Annotated in this window: 18 protein-coding genes; 13 read left to right on the top strand and 5 right to left on the bottom strand. The window is 43.2% G+C overall.

Annotated features, from left to right (window positions below):
- Positions 1-285 precede the first annotated feature (285 nt).
- Together galE and EVJ26_RS13730 are read right to left on the bottom strand one after the other, a co-directional pair.
- On the bottom strand, positions 286-1,302 hold the full coding sequence (gene galE / locus EVJ26_RS13735) for a UDP-glucose 4-epimerase GalE (RefSeq protein WP_131470736.1): 1,017 nt from the start codon (positions 1,300-1,302) through the stop codon (positions 286-288).
- A 27-nt stretch (positions 1,303-1,329) separates the two neighbouring features.
- Entirely contained in the window at positions 1,330-2,514 is a 1,185-nt protein-coding gene (locus EVJ26_RS13730) for a hypothetical protein (protein WP_131470734.1), read from the bottom strand.
- A 194-nt stretch (positions 2,515-2,708) separates the two neighbouring features.
- Between EVJ26_RS13730 and EVJ26_RS13725 the strand changes: the two genes are divergently transcribed.
- The 13 genes from EVJ26_RS13725 to EVJ26_RS13665 all read left to right on the top strand — a co-directional run bounded on the left by EVJ26_RS13725 (position 2,709) and on the right by EVJ26_RS13665 (position 17,097).
- Entirely contained in the window at positions 2,709-3,434 is a 726-nt protein-coding gene (locus EVJ26_RS13725; RefSeq protein WP_131470732.1) for a YveK family protein, read from the top strand.
- Positions 3,427-4,143 (top strand): CpsD/CapB family tyrosine-protein kinase, encoded by a 717-nt coding sequence (locus EVJ26_RS13720; RefSeq protein ID WP_131470730.1) that lies wholly within the window; start codon positions 3,427-3,429, stop codon positions 4,141-4,143. The genes EVJ26_RS13725 and EVJ26_RS13720 overlap by 8 nt, the downstream gene beginning before the upstream one ends.
- A gap of 15 nt (positions 4,144-4,158) precedes the next feature.
- Complete coding sequence (locus tag EVJ26_RS13715; RefSeq protein ID WP_131470728.1) at positions 4,159-4,926, top strand: tyrosine-protein phosphatase; 768 nt, start codon at positions 4,159-4,161, stop codon at positions 4,924-4,926.
- A 225-nt stretch (positions 4,927-5,151) separates the two neighbouring features.
- On the top strand, positions 5,152-6,045 hold the full coding sequence (gene galU / locus EVJ26_RS13710) for a UTP--glucose-1-phosphate uridylyltransferase GalU (protein WP_131470740.1): 894 nt from the start codon (positions 5,152-5,154) through the stop codon (positions 6,043-6,045).
- A gap of 16 nt (positions 6,046-6,061) precedes the next feature.
- Positions 6,062-7,954, top strand: coding sequence for a polysaccharide biosynthesis protein (locus EVJ26_RS13705; protein ID WP_236635592.1), 1,893 nt, complete (start codon positions 6,062-6,064; stop codon positions 7,952-7,954).
- A gap of 17 nt (positions 7,955-7,971) precedes the next feature.
- Positions 7,972-8,616: a sugar transferase gene (locus EVJ26_RS13700; RefSeq protein WP_131470726.1), complete on the top strand. Its 645-nt coding sequence runs from the start codon at positions 7,972-7,974 to the stop codon at positions 8,614-8,616.
- A 125-nt stretch (positions 8,617-8,741) separates the two neighbouring features.
- Positions 8,742-9,908, top strand: coding sequence for a glycosyltransferase family 4 protein (locus EVJ26_RS13695; RefSeq protein WP_131470724.1), 1,167 nt, complete (start codon positions 8,742-8,744; stop codon positions 9,906-9,908).
- Positions 9,905-11,053 carry a glycosyltransferase family 4 protein gene (locus EVJ26_RS13690; protein ID WP_131470722.1) on the top strand — a complete coding sequence of 383 codons (1,149 nt, stop codon included), beginning with the start codon at positions 9,905-9,907 and terminating at the stop codon, positions 11,051-11,053. Before EVJ26_RS13695 ends, EVJ26_RS13690 begins: the two co-directional genes overlap by 4 nt.
- Positions 11,054-11,196: 143 nt before the next feature.
- On the top strand, positions 11,197-12,297 hold the full coding sequence (locus tag EVJ26_RS13685) for an O-antigen ligase family protein (RefSeq protein ID WP_161567624.1): 1,101 nt from the start codon (positions 11,197-11,199) through the stop codon (positions 12,295-12,297).
- Positions 12,266-13,375 (top strand): polysaccharide pyruvyl transferase family protein, encoded by a 1,110-nt coding sequence (locus tag EVJ26_RS13680; RefSeq protein WP_161567623.1) that lies wholly within the window; start codon positions 12,266-12,268, stop codon positions 13,373-13,375. Before EVJ26_RS13685 ends, EVJ26_RS13680 begins: the two co-directional genes overlap by 32 nt.
- A gap of 1 nt (position 13,376) precedes the next feature.
- Entirely contained in the window at positions 13,377-14,813 is a 1,437-nt protein-coding gene (locus tag EVJ26_RS13675) for a lipopolysaccharide biosynthesis protein (protein ID WP_131470715.1), read from the top strand.
- On the top strand, positions 14,810-15,976 hold the full coding sequence (locus EVJ26_RS13670; RefSeq protein ID WP_131470713.1) for a nucleotide sugar dehydrogenase: 1,167 nt from the start codon (positions 14,810-14,812) through the stop codon (positions 15,974-15,976). The genes EVJ26_RS13675 and EVJ26_RS13670 overlap by 4 nt, the downstream gene beginning before the upstream one ends.
- A 260-nt stretch (positions 15,977-16,236) precedes the next feature.
- Complete coding sequence (locus EVJ26_RS13665; RefSeq protein ID WP_131470711.1) at positions 16,237-17,097, top strand: NAD-dependent epimerase/dehydratase family protein; 861 nt, start codon at positions 16,237-16,239, stop codon at positions 17,095-17,097.
- Positions 17,098-17,263: 166 nt separating this feature from the next.
- Here EVJ26_RS13665 and EVJ26_RS13660 read toward each other — a convergent pair whose 3' ends face one another.
- The 3 genes from EVJ26_RS13660 to EVJ26_RS13650 form a co-directional block, all read right to left on the bottom strand.
- On the bottom strand, positions 17,264-18,133 hold the full coding sequence (locus EVJ26_RS13660; protein WP_161567622.1) for a tyrosine-type recombinase/integrase: 870 nt from the start codon (positions 18,131-18,133) through the stop codon (positions 17,264-17,266).
- 5 nt (positions 18,134-18,138) lie between these two features.
- On the bottom strand, positions 18,139-18,591 hold the full coding sequence (locus tag EVJ26_RS13655; RefSeq protein ID WP_070328421.1) for a sigma factor: 453 nt from the start codon (positions 18,589-18,591) through the stop codon (positions 18,139-18,141).
- Positions 18,592-18,855: 264 nt separating this feature from the next.
- Positions 18,856-18,973: ATP-binding protein (locus EVJ26_RS13650; RefSeq protein WP_236635569.1), on the bottom strand; the 118-nt coding region annotated here is incomplete at its 5' end.

Raw genomic sequence — 18,973 nt, 5'->3', positions numbered from 1 at the left:
CTCCAGGATGTGTAGTTATAGCCAGTTTAGTCCGAAACGGCAAGGACGTACAGCGTCGCCCCGAGGGCACGCCGACTCCCGGGGGAACAGCGGGCAAGGCGAGACCCAGCAGCGACATCGTCGCGATGCGGCTCGCTGACCGCCCCCAGGAAAGCGGCGTGCCGGACAGGGCGGCTTGAAGGGCAATGAAAGCAGAGGAGCGCCATCCCATCCGGGATGACGCTCCTCTGCTCAAAATTATTTGAAGTTTTTCAGTGCCCTCCGTTCTCACGTAAGGGGTTTTTCTTATGCCCGGTAACCGTTCGGGTTGTTCGCTTGCCAGTTCCAGGCGTCGCGGCACATGGCGCGGACGTCGTGTTTCGCTTCCCAGCCGAGCGCGTCTTTCGACTTCGTCGGGTCGGCGTAGCAGCTGCCGATGTCGCCTGGGCGACGCGGCGTCACTTTATACGGGACAGTTTTTCCACTCTCCACCTCGAAAGCCTTGACGAGGTCGAGCACGCTGTAGCCCGTGCCGGTCCCGAGGTTGAACGCCTCGGCGCCGGTGTGGTCCATGACGTAGTCGAGCGCCTTCAAGTGGCCTTCTGCCAAGTCGACGACGTGGATGTAGTCGCGGACGCCGGTGCCGTCCGGTGTGTCGTAGTCGTCACCGAACACGCTCAGTTCGCTCAAGCGGCCGACGGCGACTTGCGTGATGTACGGCATCAAGTTGTTCGGTACGTCGAACGGATCTTCACCGATCTGGCCTGACTCATGGGCACCGATCGGGTTGAAATAGCGGAGGAGCGCGATGCTCCACGCCGGGTCGGCGACGGCCAAGTCGCGCATGATGTCTTCGATCATCAGTTTGGTGCGGCCATACGGGTTCGTCGCGCTGAGCGGGAACGATTCGTCGATCGGCGTCCGTTCCGGCATGCCGTATACGGTCGCAGAAGAAGAAAAGACGATCCGTTTCACGTCGAACGCGTTCATCACATCGAGCAGGACGGTCGTCCCGACGACGTTGTTCTCGTAATAGCGGAGCGGTTCGTTCACCGATTCGCCGACGGCTTTCAGTCCGGCGAAATGGATGACGGCGTCGATCGTATGTTTCAAGAAGATCTGTTCCAATAACTCCCGGTCGAGGATGTCGCCGAGATAAAACTCGACCGTTTTACCGGTCAGCGCCTCGACGCGGTCGAGCGCCTCACGGCGGCTGTTCGACAAGTTGTCGACGACGATGACGTCGTGTCCGGTCTCAAGTAGTTGGAGGACGGTGTGGGTGCCGATGTAGCCGGCACCACCTGTAACTAAAATCGTAGTCATAGGGGTTACTCCTTCCGAAGAAAACTATTATTTTTCTGTCAAACGCACGCGGGTCTGTCCGTTCGTGCCGATAAATAAGCGGAGCGAGTACGTCTCGCTCTCATAGACGAGCGCGTCGTTCGTCTCGATGACGGGTTCACCGAGCGGGTCGAACGCCTCGCGCGCGAGTTGCGTGTTCGTCCAGTCGATGGCGTGCACTTGGTCGTCTTGAATGACGAAGAAGCCGCCGTTGTAGAACGCGTAGGCGTTCAAGGCGTCGGTCTCACGACCGTACGGTGCGCCGATCGTCTCGGTGAGTGCGGCCTCGTTCATCGCGAAGAAATCAGGGAGCGTTTCACCAAGCCAAGCGTTGTCTAGGTTTGTCTCGGCCCAGTCGAGCAGCGTACTGTCAGTCAGATCGCGTGACGGCCAGTCGGTCGTGACGGCGTCGAGTGCGACCCAAGCCGTCGTGCCGTCGAGGTCGACTTCGACATGATCGTCTTGTTCGTTCACAATCTCGTAGCGATCGCCGATATCTCCTATATAGGTGACTGTCGTGCCGTTCGGTTCGCTGACGAGGTTGACGTTTTTCGTCGCCAGCCAGACGTAGTTCGTCTCCGGTTGTTCGACGACCGGTTCCGGTTCAGGCGCCGGGGCTTCGACTTCCGTTGTCTCGCTCGGCTCAAACAGCGCCGCTACATATGGATACCCGATATAGCCACCGCCTAATAAGACTGCGACGAGCAACAGGCCACCGAGCCATTTGCCTTTCTTCTTACGAGGGCGGGCCGGTTCAATTCGCTTGGCCCGTTCGGCGCGTGACGGGACCGATGTCTCCGGTACGTAACGCGGCTTCTGAGTCTGTGCTGCTGATTGTGGCGTTTTTTCCGATGCGGCGTCGGCAATTGTCTCGTTGACGACTGTCTTGTCAACTTTGATTGGTTGCGGCACCGTCGCTTCTTTGTTCAGTACCCGATCATGCTTCTCGAGTAAAGACACATAATATGGAAGGAACGTGGCATCTTTCTTCCCGTCTTTGATCCAAGCTGTGAAGTCGGCCGCTGATTTTTCATCGGTCGGGAGTGAGGCTTTCGTCGCACCGGTCAGTTCTTCAAAAGAAACGGTCAACGATTTGCCGTCCCCTAGATTTTGTTTGATTAAAGTTTGTAATTTTGTACGTGTCGACGCATCGACATCGGCATATAGCTGGAGTAGGCGCTCACTAACGTGCACTATTGTCTCCCCCTTTTGTAAAGTTATTCCTTTCAAAGTTTAGCAGATTTGCATGCCAAAAAACCCAATTTTTAAAAAATGGGTCATCACGGGAGAGAATTTTTGCTATAATGTTTTGGTATTGTCAGTAAAAATATTATTTGCGGAAATTTTCCAGTCGTGATTTTACAGAATAGAGGAGAGAGAACACGAATATGAATGAAGAAACGATTTCCCTTGGAGAACTGTTCTCCATCTTGAAGCGGAGCAAATGGCTCATCGCAAGTTTAGCACTCATCGCGGCACTCATCGCCTTCCTCGTCAGCTCGTACGTCATCCAACCGACGTATGAGGCGTCGACACAAGTGCTCGTCGCACCGAAAGAGACACAAAACAACATGATCGACACCGGCCAAGTCCAGTCGTCGGTCGCGCTCGTCAACACGTACCGCGTCATCATCCAGAGCCCGGCCATCTTAGAGCCGGTCCAAGAGAACGTCGTCGGTGCCCCGGAAGACATCAGTAACTTGATCACCGTCAACAGCGAACAAAACTCGCAAGTCATCAACATCGCGGTCCAACATACGAACCCGGTGCTCGCAACAGATATCGCCAACGAGATCAGCACGGTGTTCTCGAAAGAAGTGAAAGAATTAATGAGCGGCGTCGACAACGTCAAAGTGTTGTCGGATGCGTCCGTGCCGATGTTCCCGGTCAGCCCGAACATCTTGCTCAATACGGCGATCGCGACTGTGCTTGGCTTGATGATCGGAGTCGCTATCGCCTTCCTCAAAGTCGTGCTCGACCGTCGCATCAAGACGGAGCAAGACGTCGAGACGATTTTAGAACTCCCGGTATTAGGGTCGATCCCGGTCATTGATCGTGTCGAGATGCAGCAACAACGCCAAGCGAAAGTGAAAGGTGAAGAAGTCCATGTTTAAGTTCGGGAAAAAGAAACACAAACATATCAAATACGACAAGACAGGCCGCGACTTGATCACGGTCCATAAGCCGAAGTCGCCGATCTCCGAGCAATACCGGACGATCCGGACGAACCTCGAGTTCACGGCCGTCGATGACGACTTACAAACGATGGTCATCACGTCGGCCTCGTCTGGCGAAGGCAAGTCGACGACATCGTCGAACCTCGCTGTCGTCTACGCCCAACAAGGCAAGCGTGTCTTACTCGTCGACTGCGACATGCGCCGTCCGACGGCCCACTTCACGTTCCGTCTGTCGAACGGGATCGGACTATCGACCGTCCTCGCCAAGAAGACGACGATCGAGAAAGCGACGCACTCGACACAAGTCGAGAACTTGGACTTGATGGCGGCGGGACCGATCCCGCCGAACCCGTCGGAGCTATTGTCGTCGAAGACGATGGACCGCGTGCTCGACGAGTTGAAAACAAATTACGACATCATTATTTTAGATGCCCCGCCGATGATGCAAGTCGCCGACACACGTGTCCTCGCCCGGAAAGTAGACGGCGTTGTCCTCGTCGTCGGTTGCGACAAGTCGGACCGCCAGATGGTCGTCAAAGCGAAAGAGCAGTTGACGCTCGCTGAGGCCCATATTCTCGGTGTCGTCTTGAATAAGCGTGAGCCGCAAGGCAGCGACGATTACTATTACTACTACGCGTACGAGTAAAAAGGAGACAACGCCATGATTGATATCCATTGTCACTTGCTCCCGGCCGTCGATGACGGACCAGAGACGGTCGAACAAGCGGTAGAAATGGCGAAACGCGCGGCAAGCGAAGGGGTGACCGCAATCGTGGTCACCCCCCACGCGTTTCACCCCCAGTTCGAGACGGACGAGTTGAACGTCCAAAACGCCGTCGCCAAGCTTCAAGACGTGTTACGCCAGGAGGGCATCGCGCTCGACTTATACGCCGGCCAAGAGATTCGCGTATTCGGCGAACTAGTCGAGGCGCTTGAGCAAGGCAAGGCGCTCTCGCTCGCCGGCTCGCGTTACGTCCTCGTCGAGTTCCCGAGCGACTCTGTCCCGGCCTACGCCGAGCAACTGTTCTTCGGACTACAGACGGAAGGGTACACGCCGGTCATCGCTCACCCGGAGCGCAACAAAGAGTTCGCGACGAACCCGAAACGCTTAATGGACTTCGTGTCGTCAGGTGCGTTGTCGCAAATCACGACAGGCAGTCTGACGGGCGAGTTCGGACAGAACGTGCAAGATCTTGCTTTCGCGTTCTTACGGAACGGACTGAGCCACTTGATCGCCTCGGACGCCCATAGCACCGGGCGCCGCACGTTCTATTGGGATGATGCCAAAGATGCCGTCACAAAAGAACTCGGTGCCGACAAATGGGACACGTACGTCGGCAACGCCGAAGCGGTCATGAAAGACGAGTTCGTCTTCATCGACCCCCCAATTCTTCCAATTAAAAATTGGAGAGGGAAATGGAAGAAATGATTTCCCTTTATTAACAATAAACGGTTGACAACTAGGTTATCATTATGATTTTTGTCGACATCTGTCGAACGATTTTATGTTTTAATTTCCTTTCCTTGGTTTTTTAGGTGGATAGAACGTGATACCCTTAATTTATAATTTTTTAAAAGGATGGTAGATTCATCCTTTTTTCTATGGGTTAGACATAATAGAAAGAACCATCCAAGAGGAGTGGGATAGATGACAATGAAACGAGTGAAAAAAGCGGTCATTCCGGCAGCTGGTCTCGGGACGCGGTTCTTGCCGGCGACAAAAGCGATGCCAAAAGAGATGTTGCCGATCGTCGACAAACCGACGATCCAATACATCATCGAAGAAGCGGTCGAGTCAGGCATTGAAGACATTTTGATTGTGACTGGTAAAGGAAAACGGGCCATCGAGGACCACTTCGACTCGGTGCCAGAGCTTGAGCAACAATTGATTGAGAAAGGGAAGTCGGAGTTTTTGAAGCTCGTCGAAGAGACGACGAACATCAACATCCATTTCATCCGTCAATCGAAGCCGAGAGGGCTCGGTCACGCCGTGCTTCAAGCGAAAGCGTTTATCGGAGACGAACCGTTCGTCGTCATGCTTGGTGATGACATCGTGCAAGCGGACGTGCCTTGTACCCGTCAATTGATTGAACAGTACAACAAGACAGAGAGCTCGATCATCGGTGTCCAACCGGTATCTCGTGACGTGACACACCGTTATGGCATCGTTGACCTTCAGTCATCACTTGAAGGCGGGTTACATAAAGTCGAGTCGTTCGTCGAGAAACCGGCACCAGGGACCGAGCCGTCGAACTTGGCGATTCTCGGACGCTACTTGTTCACGCCGCAAATCTTTAAGTTTTTAGAGACGCAAGAGCCGGGCGCTGGTGGCGAGATCCAGTTGACGGATGCGATCACGCGCTTGAACGAAGTCCAACCTGTATTCGCTTTTGAATTCACAGGCAAGCGCTATGACGTCGGTGAAAAACTCGGCTTTATCCAGACGACGTTAGAATTCGCTTTGGCACGTGAAGACTTACGGGACGATGTTTTAAAGATGATGACGCAGTTAGTAGAAGAACAATCTTCTATGAACGCGTTCAATTGAAAGGGAGGGAAAACGATTGTCCATTCCTGAACTAGGTCGAAAGTCGTTACGGACGAGTATATTGGTCATCCTCGATATGGCAGCAATCTTATCGTCGATGGTCGTCACTTATTTTTTCTTATATCCAGTCGAATTTATTCAAAATATTGATCAAAATCATTTTATTGAGTCAGCCATTTTATATAGTGCGTTATTTATCGTCATGGCTGGCGTCAGCCGGCTATACCGTGTCGCTTGGCGCTTTGCCAGTATGTCGGAGGCGATCCGTCTCGCGATGACGCTTTTCTTGAGTACGATTACCCTTTATCTCATCCAGTTCGTCGCTTACGGCGAAGCGATGGAGCGGATGTTGTTCCTCAGTTTTTGCTTATCGCTTCTACTGTTAGGTGGCATCCGTTTAGGGTCACGTATTTACGTGACGTGGAAGCACGATCAGCTTTCAATCTTGCGTGGTCGCAATATGAAGCGACGTAAAGACGAAAAGCGGACGCTCATTATTGGAGCGGGACAGGCCGGACGCATGCTCGTCCGGCAAATTAACCAGTCAGATAACCACCGGATGAACCCGATTGGTTTTTTAGATGACAATAGACACTTGCAGACGCTTACCGTCAACGGGGTCAAAGTCGTCGGGACAGTCGATAAACTCGAAGAGATTGTCGAGAAGGAAGCAGTCGATAAAATCGTCTTCGCCATTCCATCGATGAAGTATCAAGAACGATTAGCCATCATCAAACGAGCGAAAGCGGTTTGTACGAACGTGCATACACTGCCGATGATTGAAGAAGTCGCAGCTGGTAAAGTCGCTGTCAATCAAATGCGACAAGTGTCGATCGATGATTTACTCGGCCGCGAACCGGTCGAACTCGATATTTCTGGCATTCAATCTGAAGTCGAAGGCAAGACGGTACTCATCACTGGTGCCGGTGGATCAATCGGATCTGAAATCTGTCGTCAAATCTTAAAGTTCAATCCGGAACGGTTGCTACTGCTCGGTCACGGTGAAAACAGTATTTACTTGATTGAGCGTGAGTTAAGAGAGTTAAACCTAGATGTAGAACTCATTCCAGTCATCGCAGACGTCCAAGACGTCGAACGATTACGTGACGTCTTTATGACACATTCCCCACACCTCGTCTTCCATGCGGCAGCACACAAGCATGTACCGTTAATGGAAGCGAATCCACATGAAGCAGTGAAAAATAATATTTATGGTACGAAAAACGTCGCCGAGATGGCGGATGAGTACGGTGCATCTCGCTTTGTCATGATCTCGACAGACAAAGCGGTCAACCCGACGAACGTCATGGGATCGACGAAACGAGTTGCCGAGATGATCATTCAAAACTTGGCGAAGACGAGTCGGACGAAATACGCTGTCGTTCGCTTTGGAAACGTGTTAGGCAGCCGTGGGTCGGTCATCCCGTTGTTCAAATCGCAAATTGAGAAGGGCGGTCCCGTTACAGTGACACATCCTGATATGACGCGTTACTTCATGACGATTCCGGAAGCGAGCCGTCTTGTTATTCAAGCGGGAACGTTAGCTGACGGTGGTGAAGTGTTCGTCCTCGATATGGGTGAACCGGTGAAGATTGTCGACCTCGCTCGCAATATGATCAAACTGAGTGGGTTCACCGAAGAGCAGATCCCGATTGCCTTTAGCGGGATTCGTCCTGGTGAGAAGATGTTCGAGGAATTGCTGAAAGAAGGAGAAGTTCATCCTGAAGCAGTGTACCCCAAAATCTTTACAGGGATCGTGACCGAAGAGACAAACTTGGAAGAGAAACTTACACGAATGAATGAATTGAAAACGAGCGAAGGGCTCGGGTTGTATCTCGTGAACTGGGCGAATGATTGTTTGGATTTAAATAATATGAACGTAAATAAAGACGTACACGAGACGGTCTAATAAATGGAGTGTGGATGATGAAGTATAGCGAACAAAAACGAAAAATCGACTTTATTCTTTCTTTGATCGGATTGATTGTGTTGTCGCCATTGTTTATCGGGATTATGGTCGCAATTAAACTAGAATCTAAAGGGCCAGTTTTTTTTAAACAGAAACGTGTCGGACTTCATCAATCGCACTTCAATATTTTAAAGTTCCGGACGATGCGAATTGATGCGCCGAAAGATACACCAACGCATTTATTAACAGATCCAGACCGATACATCACGAAAACAGGTAAGTTTCTTCGTAAAACGAGCCTTGATGAGTTGCCGCAAATCATTAATATTTTAAAAGGTGAGATGGCAGTCATTGGCCCACGCCCTGCACTTTGGAATCAATATGATTTGATTGAAGAACGTGAGAAGTATGGCGCGAATGACGTATTACCAGGTCTTACGGGATGGGCTCAAATTAACGGTCGTGATGAGTTACCTATTGAAGTGAAAGCAAAATTAGATGGTTATTACATTCAAAAGATATCATTTTGGATGGACACACGTTGTTTTATCGGGACAATTCTAAGCGTACTTAAGAGCGAAGGGGTCTTGGAAGGTGGAACGGGAGATATAATTAAAGAAGTTGCTAGTACAAAAGAGCAAGAGAAGACAAATCAGACTTAAAAAGATAATGTACACCAGAGCTATGACTTTTATAAAGTTTGTTTGAAAGTGTTCTTTGTAAGAGAAATTAAATTTCACTCATCTAATTTTATTTAGTTAGTAGGGAAAAGGAGTAAAAAATAAGAATGAAAGATAACCAAGTAGACATTATTATTATGAGTGACAATAATCATAATACGGTGGGAGGAGAACAGGAATCGACGAAAATTATTTTACAAGGATTGAACGATACTAAATATCATATTGGTGTTATTCATCCTGGTATAGAATTTAGTAATAATTTAGATAAAGTCGAGTACTTTCATTTAACAAATGAAAGTAGAATAAAACACTTAGTGAAGAGTCCCGTTGAATTTTTTAAATATATATTTAAAACTAAATCTTTAATTAAATCTACTCGTCCGAAAGTCATTCATACACAAGCCCAAGTCAGTTTCTTTATAGTTGCCTTTTTGAAAAAATGGAATTTAATCCCTCGAGAGTTCACGTTTATACATACTGAACGAGGTTTATATTTAAAATATAATTTTTTGTTTAAAAAACTATTTGTTTACTTTATGAATCAATTGGATTTACTAGTTACTACAACAGAATACAACATGAATAGTTGGAAAATAGCTTTAAAAAATCAAAAGCTTGAAAAATTTCTTGTGATTCCAAATACTGCGGGTGGAGAGTTTGAAGAATTCGATGAAAATCTAAAAAAAGAAAAAAGAACTGACGGAAAATTTGTAGTTGGTTTTGCAGGAAGGTATTGCGATTGGAAAAATTGGCCTTTGTCAGTTGAGATTGTAGAGAAATTAAATGAGAGGATTAATGAAGATTTAAAGGTGAAGATGGCTGTGGGCTGTTTAGATAAAGCCTCTTTAACAAGTACTCAAGAAATGTTTAGATATCTAGAAGAGATGTTAAAAGATCGTTTTGAAGGTAAAATTAATATTCCAATCACTGAAATGAATGATTTTTATTATGATATAGATGCTTTTATTTTAACTTCTAATAAAAACACCGAATCATTTGGCAGAACGTTAGTAGAGGCAATGAGTAGAAAAAATGTTGTTTTTACAACTCCAGCAGGGGGTTCTGAAGAAGTAGTTCCTTCATCAGAAAATGTATTTTCTTCTGTAGATGAAGTAGTTGGAAAAATGACAGACTTGATTGAAAATGAGGAATTATTAGTTACAGCACAGTCTTTAGGACTTAGGCATGTAAGACAGAATTATTCGTTAGAAAATAACATCAATTTACACCGAGCATTATATGAAGAAATTATAGGTGGTAACAGTAAATGAATATACTACATTTAAATATGAATTATTATAATTCAAAAATTCATCATAATATTGTTAAGTCTCTTAATAACATTTCAAGAGTTGACGGTATAATTTTTTATCCGGATTACACAAAAAACTTACTAAATTCAAATTTTAATAATAATGATGAGTGGGAAGATAAATATATAAAGAAAGTATATTGTTTAAATAAACTTGATAGATTCTTATTCTATTCTAGAGCAAATAAACTTCATAAAAAAATATTGGATAATGTAAAATTGGATTCTTATCACCACGTTCTTGCTCATTCATTGTATTCCAATGGTTTATTGGCTTTAAAATTAAAAGAAACTCATGGTATCAATTATTCCGTTATAATAACAAATACAGATATTAATAAATACATGAAGTTTATGCCACATTTAAAAAAAACCGCCTTAGAAATTATGAATAAGGCTGACAATGTGATTTTTTCATCTCCTGCTTACCAAGAAAGAGTTTTAAAAATGGTGGACAAACACAAGAGTTTTCATGAAATATCAAAAAAAAGTTCTGTTATTCCTTTTGGTATAGACGATTTTTGGTTAGAAAACAAAATGAATTCTACGAAAAAAATTGAAATTGAACTTGAGAATCGCCCTTTACAAATCCTTTATGTAGGTAAAATAAATAAAAATAAAAACATAGAGTCGACTTTAGATGCTTTAGTGAGCTTGAACGATAAGTTTTCTAAAGGAATTGAATTTAATATTGTAGGAGAACCAGATGGAGTAGAAGGACAAAGAATTTTAACAAGATTGAAAAAAAGTAATTTAGTAAAGTATCAAGGATATGCAGATGGAACTGATTTATTGAAAAAATATAGATCTTCAGACATATTTATTATGACTTCTTTAACAGAATCTTTTGGTTTAGTTTACCCGGAAGCTATGAGTCAGGGGCTACCTCTAATTTATTCCAAAGGTGAAGGTTTTGATCAACATTTTAAGGACGGCTCAATTGGATATGGTGTAAAAGCAACGGAAAGTAAAGAAATTGCAGATGCAGTTCTGAAAATATTAGCTAATTATAACGAAATTTCTTGCTGCTCTTTCATCAAGGCATCACACTTTGATTGGGACACGATAGCACATAGTTTTATTAAGAAAATGGAGAATAAATAAAAATGTACAAAATTTTCATTTTTTTTCTAACATTGCTTTTATTTTTTTCAGTATCCATAAACCCTTACCCTATTTTAGTGTTCACTATTTTAACGTTAGCCTTAACTACCTTAATCTTAAAAAATCATTCTAGTAGATTAAATTTGGAAAAAGTATTTGGCAGTTGGTTACTGTTGATTATGTTTATAACTGCTAACATGATATTTAATGAAAAAAATATAGATAATATTTTTTACGTTTCCGTAATGTTGGTTTTTCTACTAATCTTTTACTTGATTATGGTGGATGAAAAATTAATTGAATGGATGAATAGATTGTTCCTTTTCTTTTCGAGCATTCACGTCGTATTCATTCTGTTACAATCTTTTTTTCCGTTATATGTAATGAGAATCAATGAAATAATTTTGCCTGCAAATTCCTATATGGTAAATTATTCACAAGTATCTAGAGGAATGTTCGCTGGAATTACAGGTCAAGTAGGGGCAGCTGCATTTTACGTTACAATAGTCATAGCATTTCTCTCTATAAAGTTACTGAATAATAATACATTTAAAAATAGATTTTTTTATTCTTTAGGATTATTTCTTAGTTATTATGCATTATTATTAACTACTAAGAGAGCGTTATTGATGTTTAATATTATAATATTTATCGTGTTACTAATTTTTAAACTAATTATTAATAAATCGTATCTCGAAAAAGTGATTTTTTGGGCCGTTTCTTTAACAATTTTTTCAATCTCGATTCTTATATTTATTGAGAGTTTTTCTTTGTTTACTGGTAGTAATAGGTATGAAGATTTTTCTTCAGGACGCATATCCTTGTATTCGGAAACTTTAAAAATTGCGAGTGACAACATTTTAATGGGTATCGGATTCGGTAATATTGAATTAATTATGGGAGAAAAAACACATAACATCTACCTCCAGTTTCTGGCTGAGGTAGGGGTGTTAGGAATTGGGCTTCTTTTAATGTCGCTCTCTATTCCTTTTTTCACTGTATTGAAAAAAATCATATTTATAAGTAACAATTCATTTAGTGGATCTGACAGTTTTAAATACCGACTTTATTTATCGTTTTATATGCAATTGGTATTCATTTTTTATGGGTTATTAGGAAATCCATTATATGATTACTTCATGTTTGGTATATATTTATTCTTTGTTGTTTTAGGAATTAACACAAAATATGAAATTGAAAAGGAAAATGAATATGAAAAAAATTGGGGTACTTACATTTCATAGATCTTTGAATTATGGTGCTGTTCTGCAGGCAAAAGGTTTAGTAGAATCGGTAAAAAAAATCGGGTTTGAAGCGGAGTTGATTGATTACCGAAATGAAACTTTAGAAAAACGTGACTCATTTAAGCGCTTTTACACCTATGAAGGAATAGTCAGAAATATTTTCAACCTTGTAGAAATGCCATTTTGGCTCATTAGACGTAGAAAATTTGATGCTTTTTTAATAGAAGCAGGTGTAAGTGGAAATATTAAACACATCAATGATCAAACTACAGAGTCATATACTAAACTCATCGTAGGTTCTGATCAAGTTTGGAATCCAAAAGTCACAGGCCATGACGTTTCTTATTTCTTTTCTGATGTAACTGATCACTCAAAGAAAGTAAGTTATGCAGCTAGCTTTGGTGTAAATACACTTGCGGAAGAATCAGAGAATATTTACACGTCGAATTTAAATAAGATTGAGATGTTAAGTGTTCGTGAACAGTCTGGAGTAGACTTAGTTCAAGGTATGATAGATAAAAAACCTACCCTCGTAATTGATCCTAGTATGCTTCTAAATAAAGAAGAATGGAGAGAAATTTATAAAAAACATTGCAGCGATCCGATTATTGATGGTAAATATATTGTCATTTATCAAAGGGCGTTTTCAAAGTCATTAATTGAATTTGCGAAAGAACTATCTGTAAAAACTGGATACAAATTAGTTACGATAACAGGCAATCCAAGACAAATTATCAAGGGGAAATACGTTCAAAGTGCAGGTCCGATTGAGTGGCTTAATATCGTAGATAACGCTGAAGTGGTCGTAACAAATTCTTTCCATGGTGTGGCTTTTGCTTTGAATTTCAATAAGAAATTATTTGTAGAGTATCTTAATCCGAAATTTGGTGTTAATACACGCTTAGAAAATATAATAAAGTATTTTGATGTTGAAAAATCACTTATTAACAAAAGTTCAACTAAAGTGGAGATCTTGGATTTGCTTAATGACCCAATTAATTACGATAAAGTGAATATTAAATTAGAAGAGTATAGAAATTCTTCAAAGTATTTTTTAGAAAGCTCTCTTAACAAATGATATGGACAATAAAAATGAACCGTTTTTAAAAAAATTACTTTCTAACACTTTACTTTTTGCAATTGGATCTTTTTCTTCTAGATTTATGATTTTCTTGTTGATTCCAATATATTCTCGAACTCTCAGTAGCGGTGAATATGGCTACATAGATTTGATAACTGTTACTGTGAGTCTAATGTTACCCTTCTTCGGATTAAATATTCATGAGGCGGTCATTAGATTTACTTTACAAAAAAATATAGACAAAACGAACGTTCTCTTATTTGGAATTCAAATAACAATTATAGGTTTCTTATTTATAACGCTTATCTCTCCAGTGATTCTAAATTTGCTGGGGATTAATCAATTCCTATTATATTTTTTGATGGCATACTTACTTACAGGATTAAAAAACGTCCTCATGTATTTTTCTAGAGGTTTAGAAAAAGTAAAGGGTGTTGTGATAATAAGTGTTATTGAAACTTTAATTCTGCTCATATTAAGTTTAGGATTACTACTGTGGTTGGAAATGGGAATAGACGGGTATTTTGTTTCTTTAATATCCTCAAGCTTCGTATCGTTGATTTTATATGTTTATTTAATCGGTATCAAAAGATTCAAAGGGGTTTTTTCAGTTAGGAATTGGAATGAAAACATTGAAATGCTCAAATATTCTTTACCTATGATTCCGAATTCTATGAGTTGGTGGGTTAATAATACATCAGATAAATACTTGTTAAACTTATTTTATGGTCCCTCTTTAACAGGTGTTTATGCGATAGCGTATAAAGTTCCTTCACTATTAAATACTTTCACTAGCATTTTTATGCAGGCGTGGCAAATTTCTGCTGTAGATGAGTACGAAGGATCTAAAACAAAGGACAATTTTTCACACGTGTATCATGCGTTTTTCACTTTCAATATATTAATTTGTGGGACTCTCATAGTACTTAGCGAACCAATTTCATGGATAATGTTTGGAAAAGAATTTTATGAGGCTAGATATTTCGTATCTATCCTGCTATGTGCGTATTTTTTTAATGGTTTAGCTGCATACCTTGGAAGCATCTATACTTCTGCGCTGAAAACAAAAGTATTATTTTATTCAACTTTGACAGGCGCAGTAGTAAATATAATTCTTAATATTATATTTATTCCAATATATGGGGCCTATGCTGCAGCTACTACAACTTTGATTAGCTACTTTACTATATGGGTTTTTAGATTAATAAATTCAAAAAAATACGTAGTAATTAAATTTGATTTCTTGTCTGCTGTTGTTCAAATTTGTATATTAACTTTTATGGCTTTTATTCCTCTATATTTCGAAAGTTTAGAAAAAATGATTTTACTGATTAGTAATATGATTATTTTGATTTTAATTAACCTAAGTTTTTTACTAAAGTCATCAAAATTTCTGTTGTCTAAAATCCAACTTAAAGTGAGGAAGATCACATGAATTTAACTGTAGCCGGTACGGGCTATGTAGGCCTATCAATGGCTGTATTGCTTGCACAACATAATAGCGTAGTTGCCTTAGATATCATGCAAGAGAAGGTCGATATGATTAACGCCAAGCAGTCTCCAATCGTTGATGCTGAGATTGAGGACTTTTTGAAAAATAAAGAGTTGAATTTGGTTGCGACGACAGATAATCTGACTGCGTTCAAAGCCGCGGAGTATGTCGTCATCGCGACTCCTACGGATTATGATCCAGTACGTAACTACTTCAACACACGTACCGTTGAAAGTGTCATCGCGACTGTGCTCGCAATCAACCCAGATGCGATCATGATCATCAAGTCGACCGTACCGGTAGGGTATACGGATGAGGTCAAAGCTAAATTTGATACAGACAACATCATTTTCTCACCAGAATTCTTACGTGAAGGTCAGGCGCTTCATGATAACCTCTACCCGTCACGAATCGTTGTTGGTGAGCAGTCGGAGCGTGCGGAAGTATTTGCGAACTTGTTGAAGAATGCTGCCATCAAAGAAGATATCGAAGTGTTGTTGACGGGTTCAACTGAGGCGGAAGCCATCAAACTGTTCTCGAACACTTACCTAGCGATGCGTGTCGCGTTCTTCAATGAACTTGACACATACGCTGAAGTCCGTGGTCTCGACTCGAAACAAATCATTGAAGGTGTTGGCCTTGATCCACGTATCGGTTCACACTACAACAACCCGTCGTTCGGTTACGGTGGATACTGCTTACCAAAAGACACTAAGCAGCTCCTCGCGAACTATGAGGACGTACCGAACAACATCATCGGTGCAATCGTCGAAGCGAACCGGACACGGAAAGATTTCGTCGCTGAATCGATCTTGAAGCAAAATCCGAAACGTGTCGGCGTATACCGTCTCACGATGAAGACGGACTCAGATAACTTCCGCGCCTCTTCGATTCAAGGAATTATGAAGCGAATTAAAGCAAAAGGTGTCGAGGTCGTCATCTACGAGCCGGTCTTAAAAGAGGACTCGTTCTACAACTCGCAAGTCATCAAAGACTTTGAGACGTTCAAACAGACAGCTGACGTCATCGTTACGAATCGCTTGCATCCAGAACTTGAAGATGTAGCAGACAAAGTCTATACACGTGATTTGTATAGTCGTGATTAAACCAGAAATAGCATGAGGCCGAATGGCTTCATGCTGCTTCAATCAATAAACCTGTCTAGTCTACTAGTTGTAATTATTGATAGTTGTGTTAGCTTTTTAACTTATAAAGGTGTAAGTCTTTAGCTAGTCACATGCAGCTAGCGGTTCTGATAAGAGCGTGGTGCTCTATGGTAAAATGAATGTAAATGAGAACAAACTTTTATTACGGCAGTCAGCTGCAAGCGTAATTGAGCTTGTTTATGTACAGAAGGAGTGTAGAAGTGAAAAGACTATTAATCACAGGCGCGAATAGTTACGTCGGGAATGCGTTTAAACAGTGGGCAGAAGACCAATATTCTGAATTGATTCACGTCGACACGGTCGGGATGCGTGACGGCGCATGGAAACAGCGTTCGTTTGAAGGGTATGACGCAATCTTGCACGCTGCCGGGATTGCCCACGTCTCGACGGACAAGAGTATGGAGGATTTGTACTACAAGGTGAACACGGACCTGACCGCGGAAGTCGCAGCCAAAGCGAAGCGGTCTGGCGTGAAGCAGTTCATATTCCTAAGCAGCATGATCGTCTACGGAGATGCTTCAAATGCTCAAATAATCACAAGGGATACAGTGCCGAAGCCGACGAATTTTTACGGAGACAGCAAACTTCAAGCCGAGAACAAGCTTGCGGAGTTGGCAGACGAGATGTTCATGGTCGCGAACGTCCGGCCACCGATGATTTATGGGAAAGGTTCGAAAGGCAACTACGTGAAGCTCGCAGGCCTGGCTCAAAAAATCCCTTTCTTCCCGAGCTATCAGAATAAACGCAGTATGATCCATATCGATAACTTATCTGAATTTTTAGCACGTATCGTGTTGAATGCGGATAGCGGGACGTTCCACCCACAAAACAAGGAGTATGTCTGTACGACGGATCTCGTATCGACAATTGGGTCAGTTCACGGTAATACCGTTCGAAGGATTGGATTGTTTAACGGTGTTATCGACAAACTGATTGACCGAAATGTGACGGTGAACAAGTTGTTCGGTGACTTCTCCTATGACAAAGAGCTGTCGGTATATAGAGATGAGTATTGCGTACGCAGTTTCGAAGAAAGTATCGTCGAGACGGAAAAGAATTAAGCCTTATTCGAACGAATACTTAAGAAAGCGACATAAGACGTTTGAGAAGTTACGTCGCATTAGAAAGAATTTAAAACTGCGAATTGATGACTCTTTAAACGATATCGATGAATTATAAAAAACAGATAGCTCTTTATAAAAGCTATCTGCCAATTATACGATTTACTTATTCATTTAACCCTTCAATCAATTTACGACTCCGCTCTTGAGACACATGCAGATAGCGTTCTGTTGTCTTGGTCGATGTATGGCCTAGCAGATCCGCGACTGCTAAAATATCGTGACTTTGATTATAGAGTGTCGTCGCAAAGCTATGACGCAACATATGACTCGTTAAGTGGAGGCCGAGTTGGGCTTTCGCAATCTGTTTCAAATCTTCGTTCACAAAGTTCGCCTGAACGACTCGGCCGCTTGGCATGAGAAAGACATAGTTGGAGTCTCCGACGTTTGGTCGGTCCTTCTCGATGTACGTCTTCAGTTCTCGGGCGAGTCGAGGCGTCATCGGGATCAATCGCGTTTTGGCGCCTTTTCCTTTCAAGACGATCAAGATGTTCTTCTCGAAGTCGAGATGGTCAAGCTCCAAATTTAAAATCTCACTGATCCGGAGACCGGCGTCACCCCCGACGAGATAAATCGTATAGAGCGTCGTGTTGCGCGCGTGATACAGGACGGTGTTCAGCTGGTCGCGGCTGAGGATGGTCGGTTGTTTTTGGACGCTCTCGCGCGTGACGATCCGGCTGAACGGGTTTTGTTTCACCCAGCGTCGTTCCATCGCGAACGTGAACAGACTTCGCACCGCCATGATGTAGGACCGGACCGTATTGTCAGCTTTGTCGTTGATGGATTGTTTGTAAGGGACGGCATGTTTCTTCTCGGTGACGTCTTGGATATAGACGGCACCACGCTCTAGCGCGAACTGTTCAAAGCGTCGCAGCGTGTTGCGGTACGATTTCAATGTCGTCTCGGGTTTCTCACGTCGTAGCTCCAAGTCTTTCAAATAAACAGTGATCGCATCGTTCAACAACATCTTTTTCATCATGTTCACTCCTTCATCTGGATTGCCTCTCGCAGTTCGCGTTGGACGTCCGCCTTGTATGCCCGAAGCCGGCTCGGGGAGTAAGGCAACGTCTGTTCGGTCCCGTCGATCAAGTGGCAGAGGAGTTCGAAATGGCGTGGTGACAGCAACATCCGTTGTTCGTCGAGCCAGTCGTAGAAGTGACGCTCGGACTCGATGCATTGTTCGGGCAGGCGTTCGGCCGCGACTTCATGTTTCAAGTGACGGGCGTTCTTCTGTTGATGGTTCAGGATCGCTCCCCGGATGCGTTGGAAGCAGTATGTCTTCGATAATGTGCAGCCGCGGTTCAACGCCTCCCATAAAGCGATCCTTGCGATTTGGGCGCAGTCCTCCTGTTCATTTGGATGGATGTGTAAGTGGCGGATGACGTAACGAATCATCGGCTCCCACTCGTGAATTTGATCATCGATTGTGTTCATTGGTTGCTCTTTCTCGAGCGCTCTGTCAATTTCCTAGGATGCTTCGAGTATAGTCATTGATATTCAATTTTCGGATGTTGCTACACGGTCGTCTTTCGACTCCATACCTTATCTTAGGGAGATATTTGATATAAGCTCTAGGCTTACGTGCGATAAGGCCGTTGGTGCATCGGGGATATCAATGAATATTCTCCGCTTGTGTATTTTGCAATACAAATGTGCACAATAATGCAACGAAAAGTACAGAACTTTGCCAGCTGGGTCTTAGTGTTTCGACAACGCATGCGTGACACGATAACTGTCACCTGTGAAGTTTAGTATGTGAGCGTGATGGATGACGCGATCGACGAGTGCCGCCGTTAGGCGCGCGTCGCCAAAGATG

This window comes from Exiguobacterium sp. SH3S1 (genome assembly GCF_004337105.1).
Taxonomy (GTDB): domain Bacteria; phylum Bacillota; class Bacilli; order Exiguobacteriales; family Exiguobacteriaceae; genus Exiguobacterium; species Exiguobacterium aurantiacum_A.
This window is presented reverse-complemented; position numbering and strand designations above follow the sequence as displayed.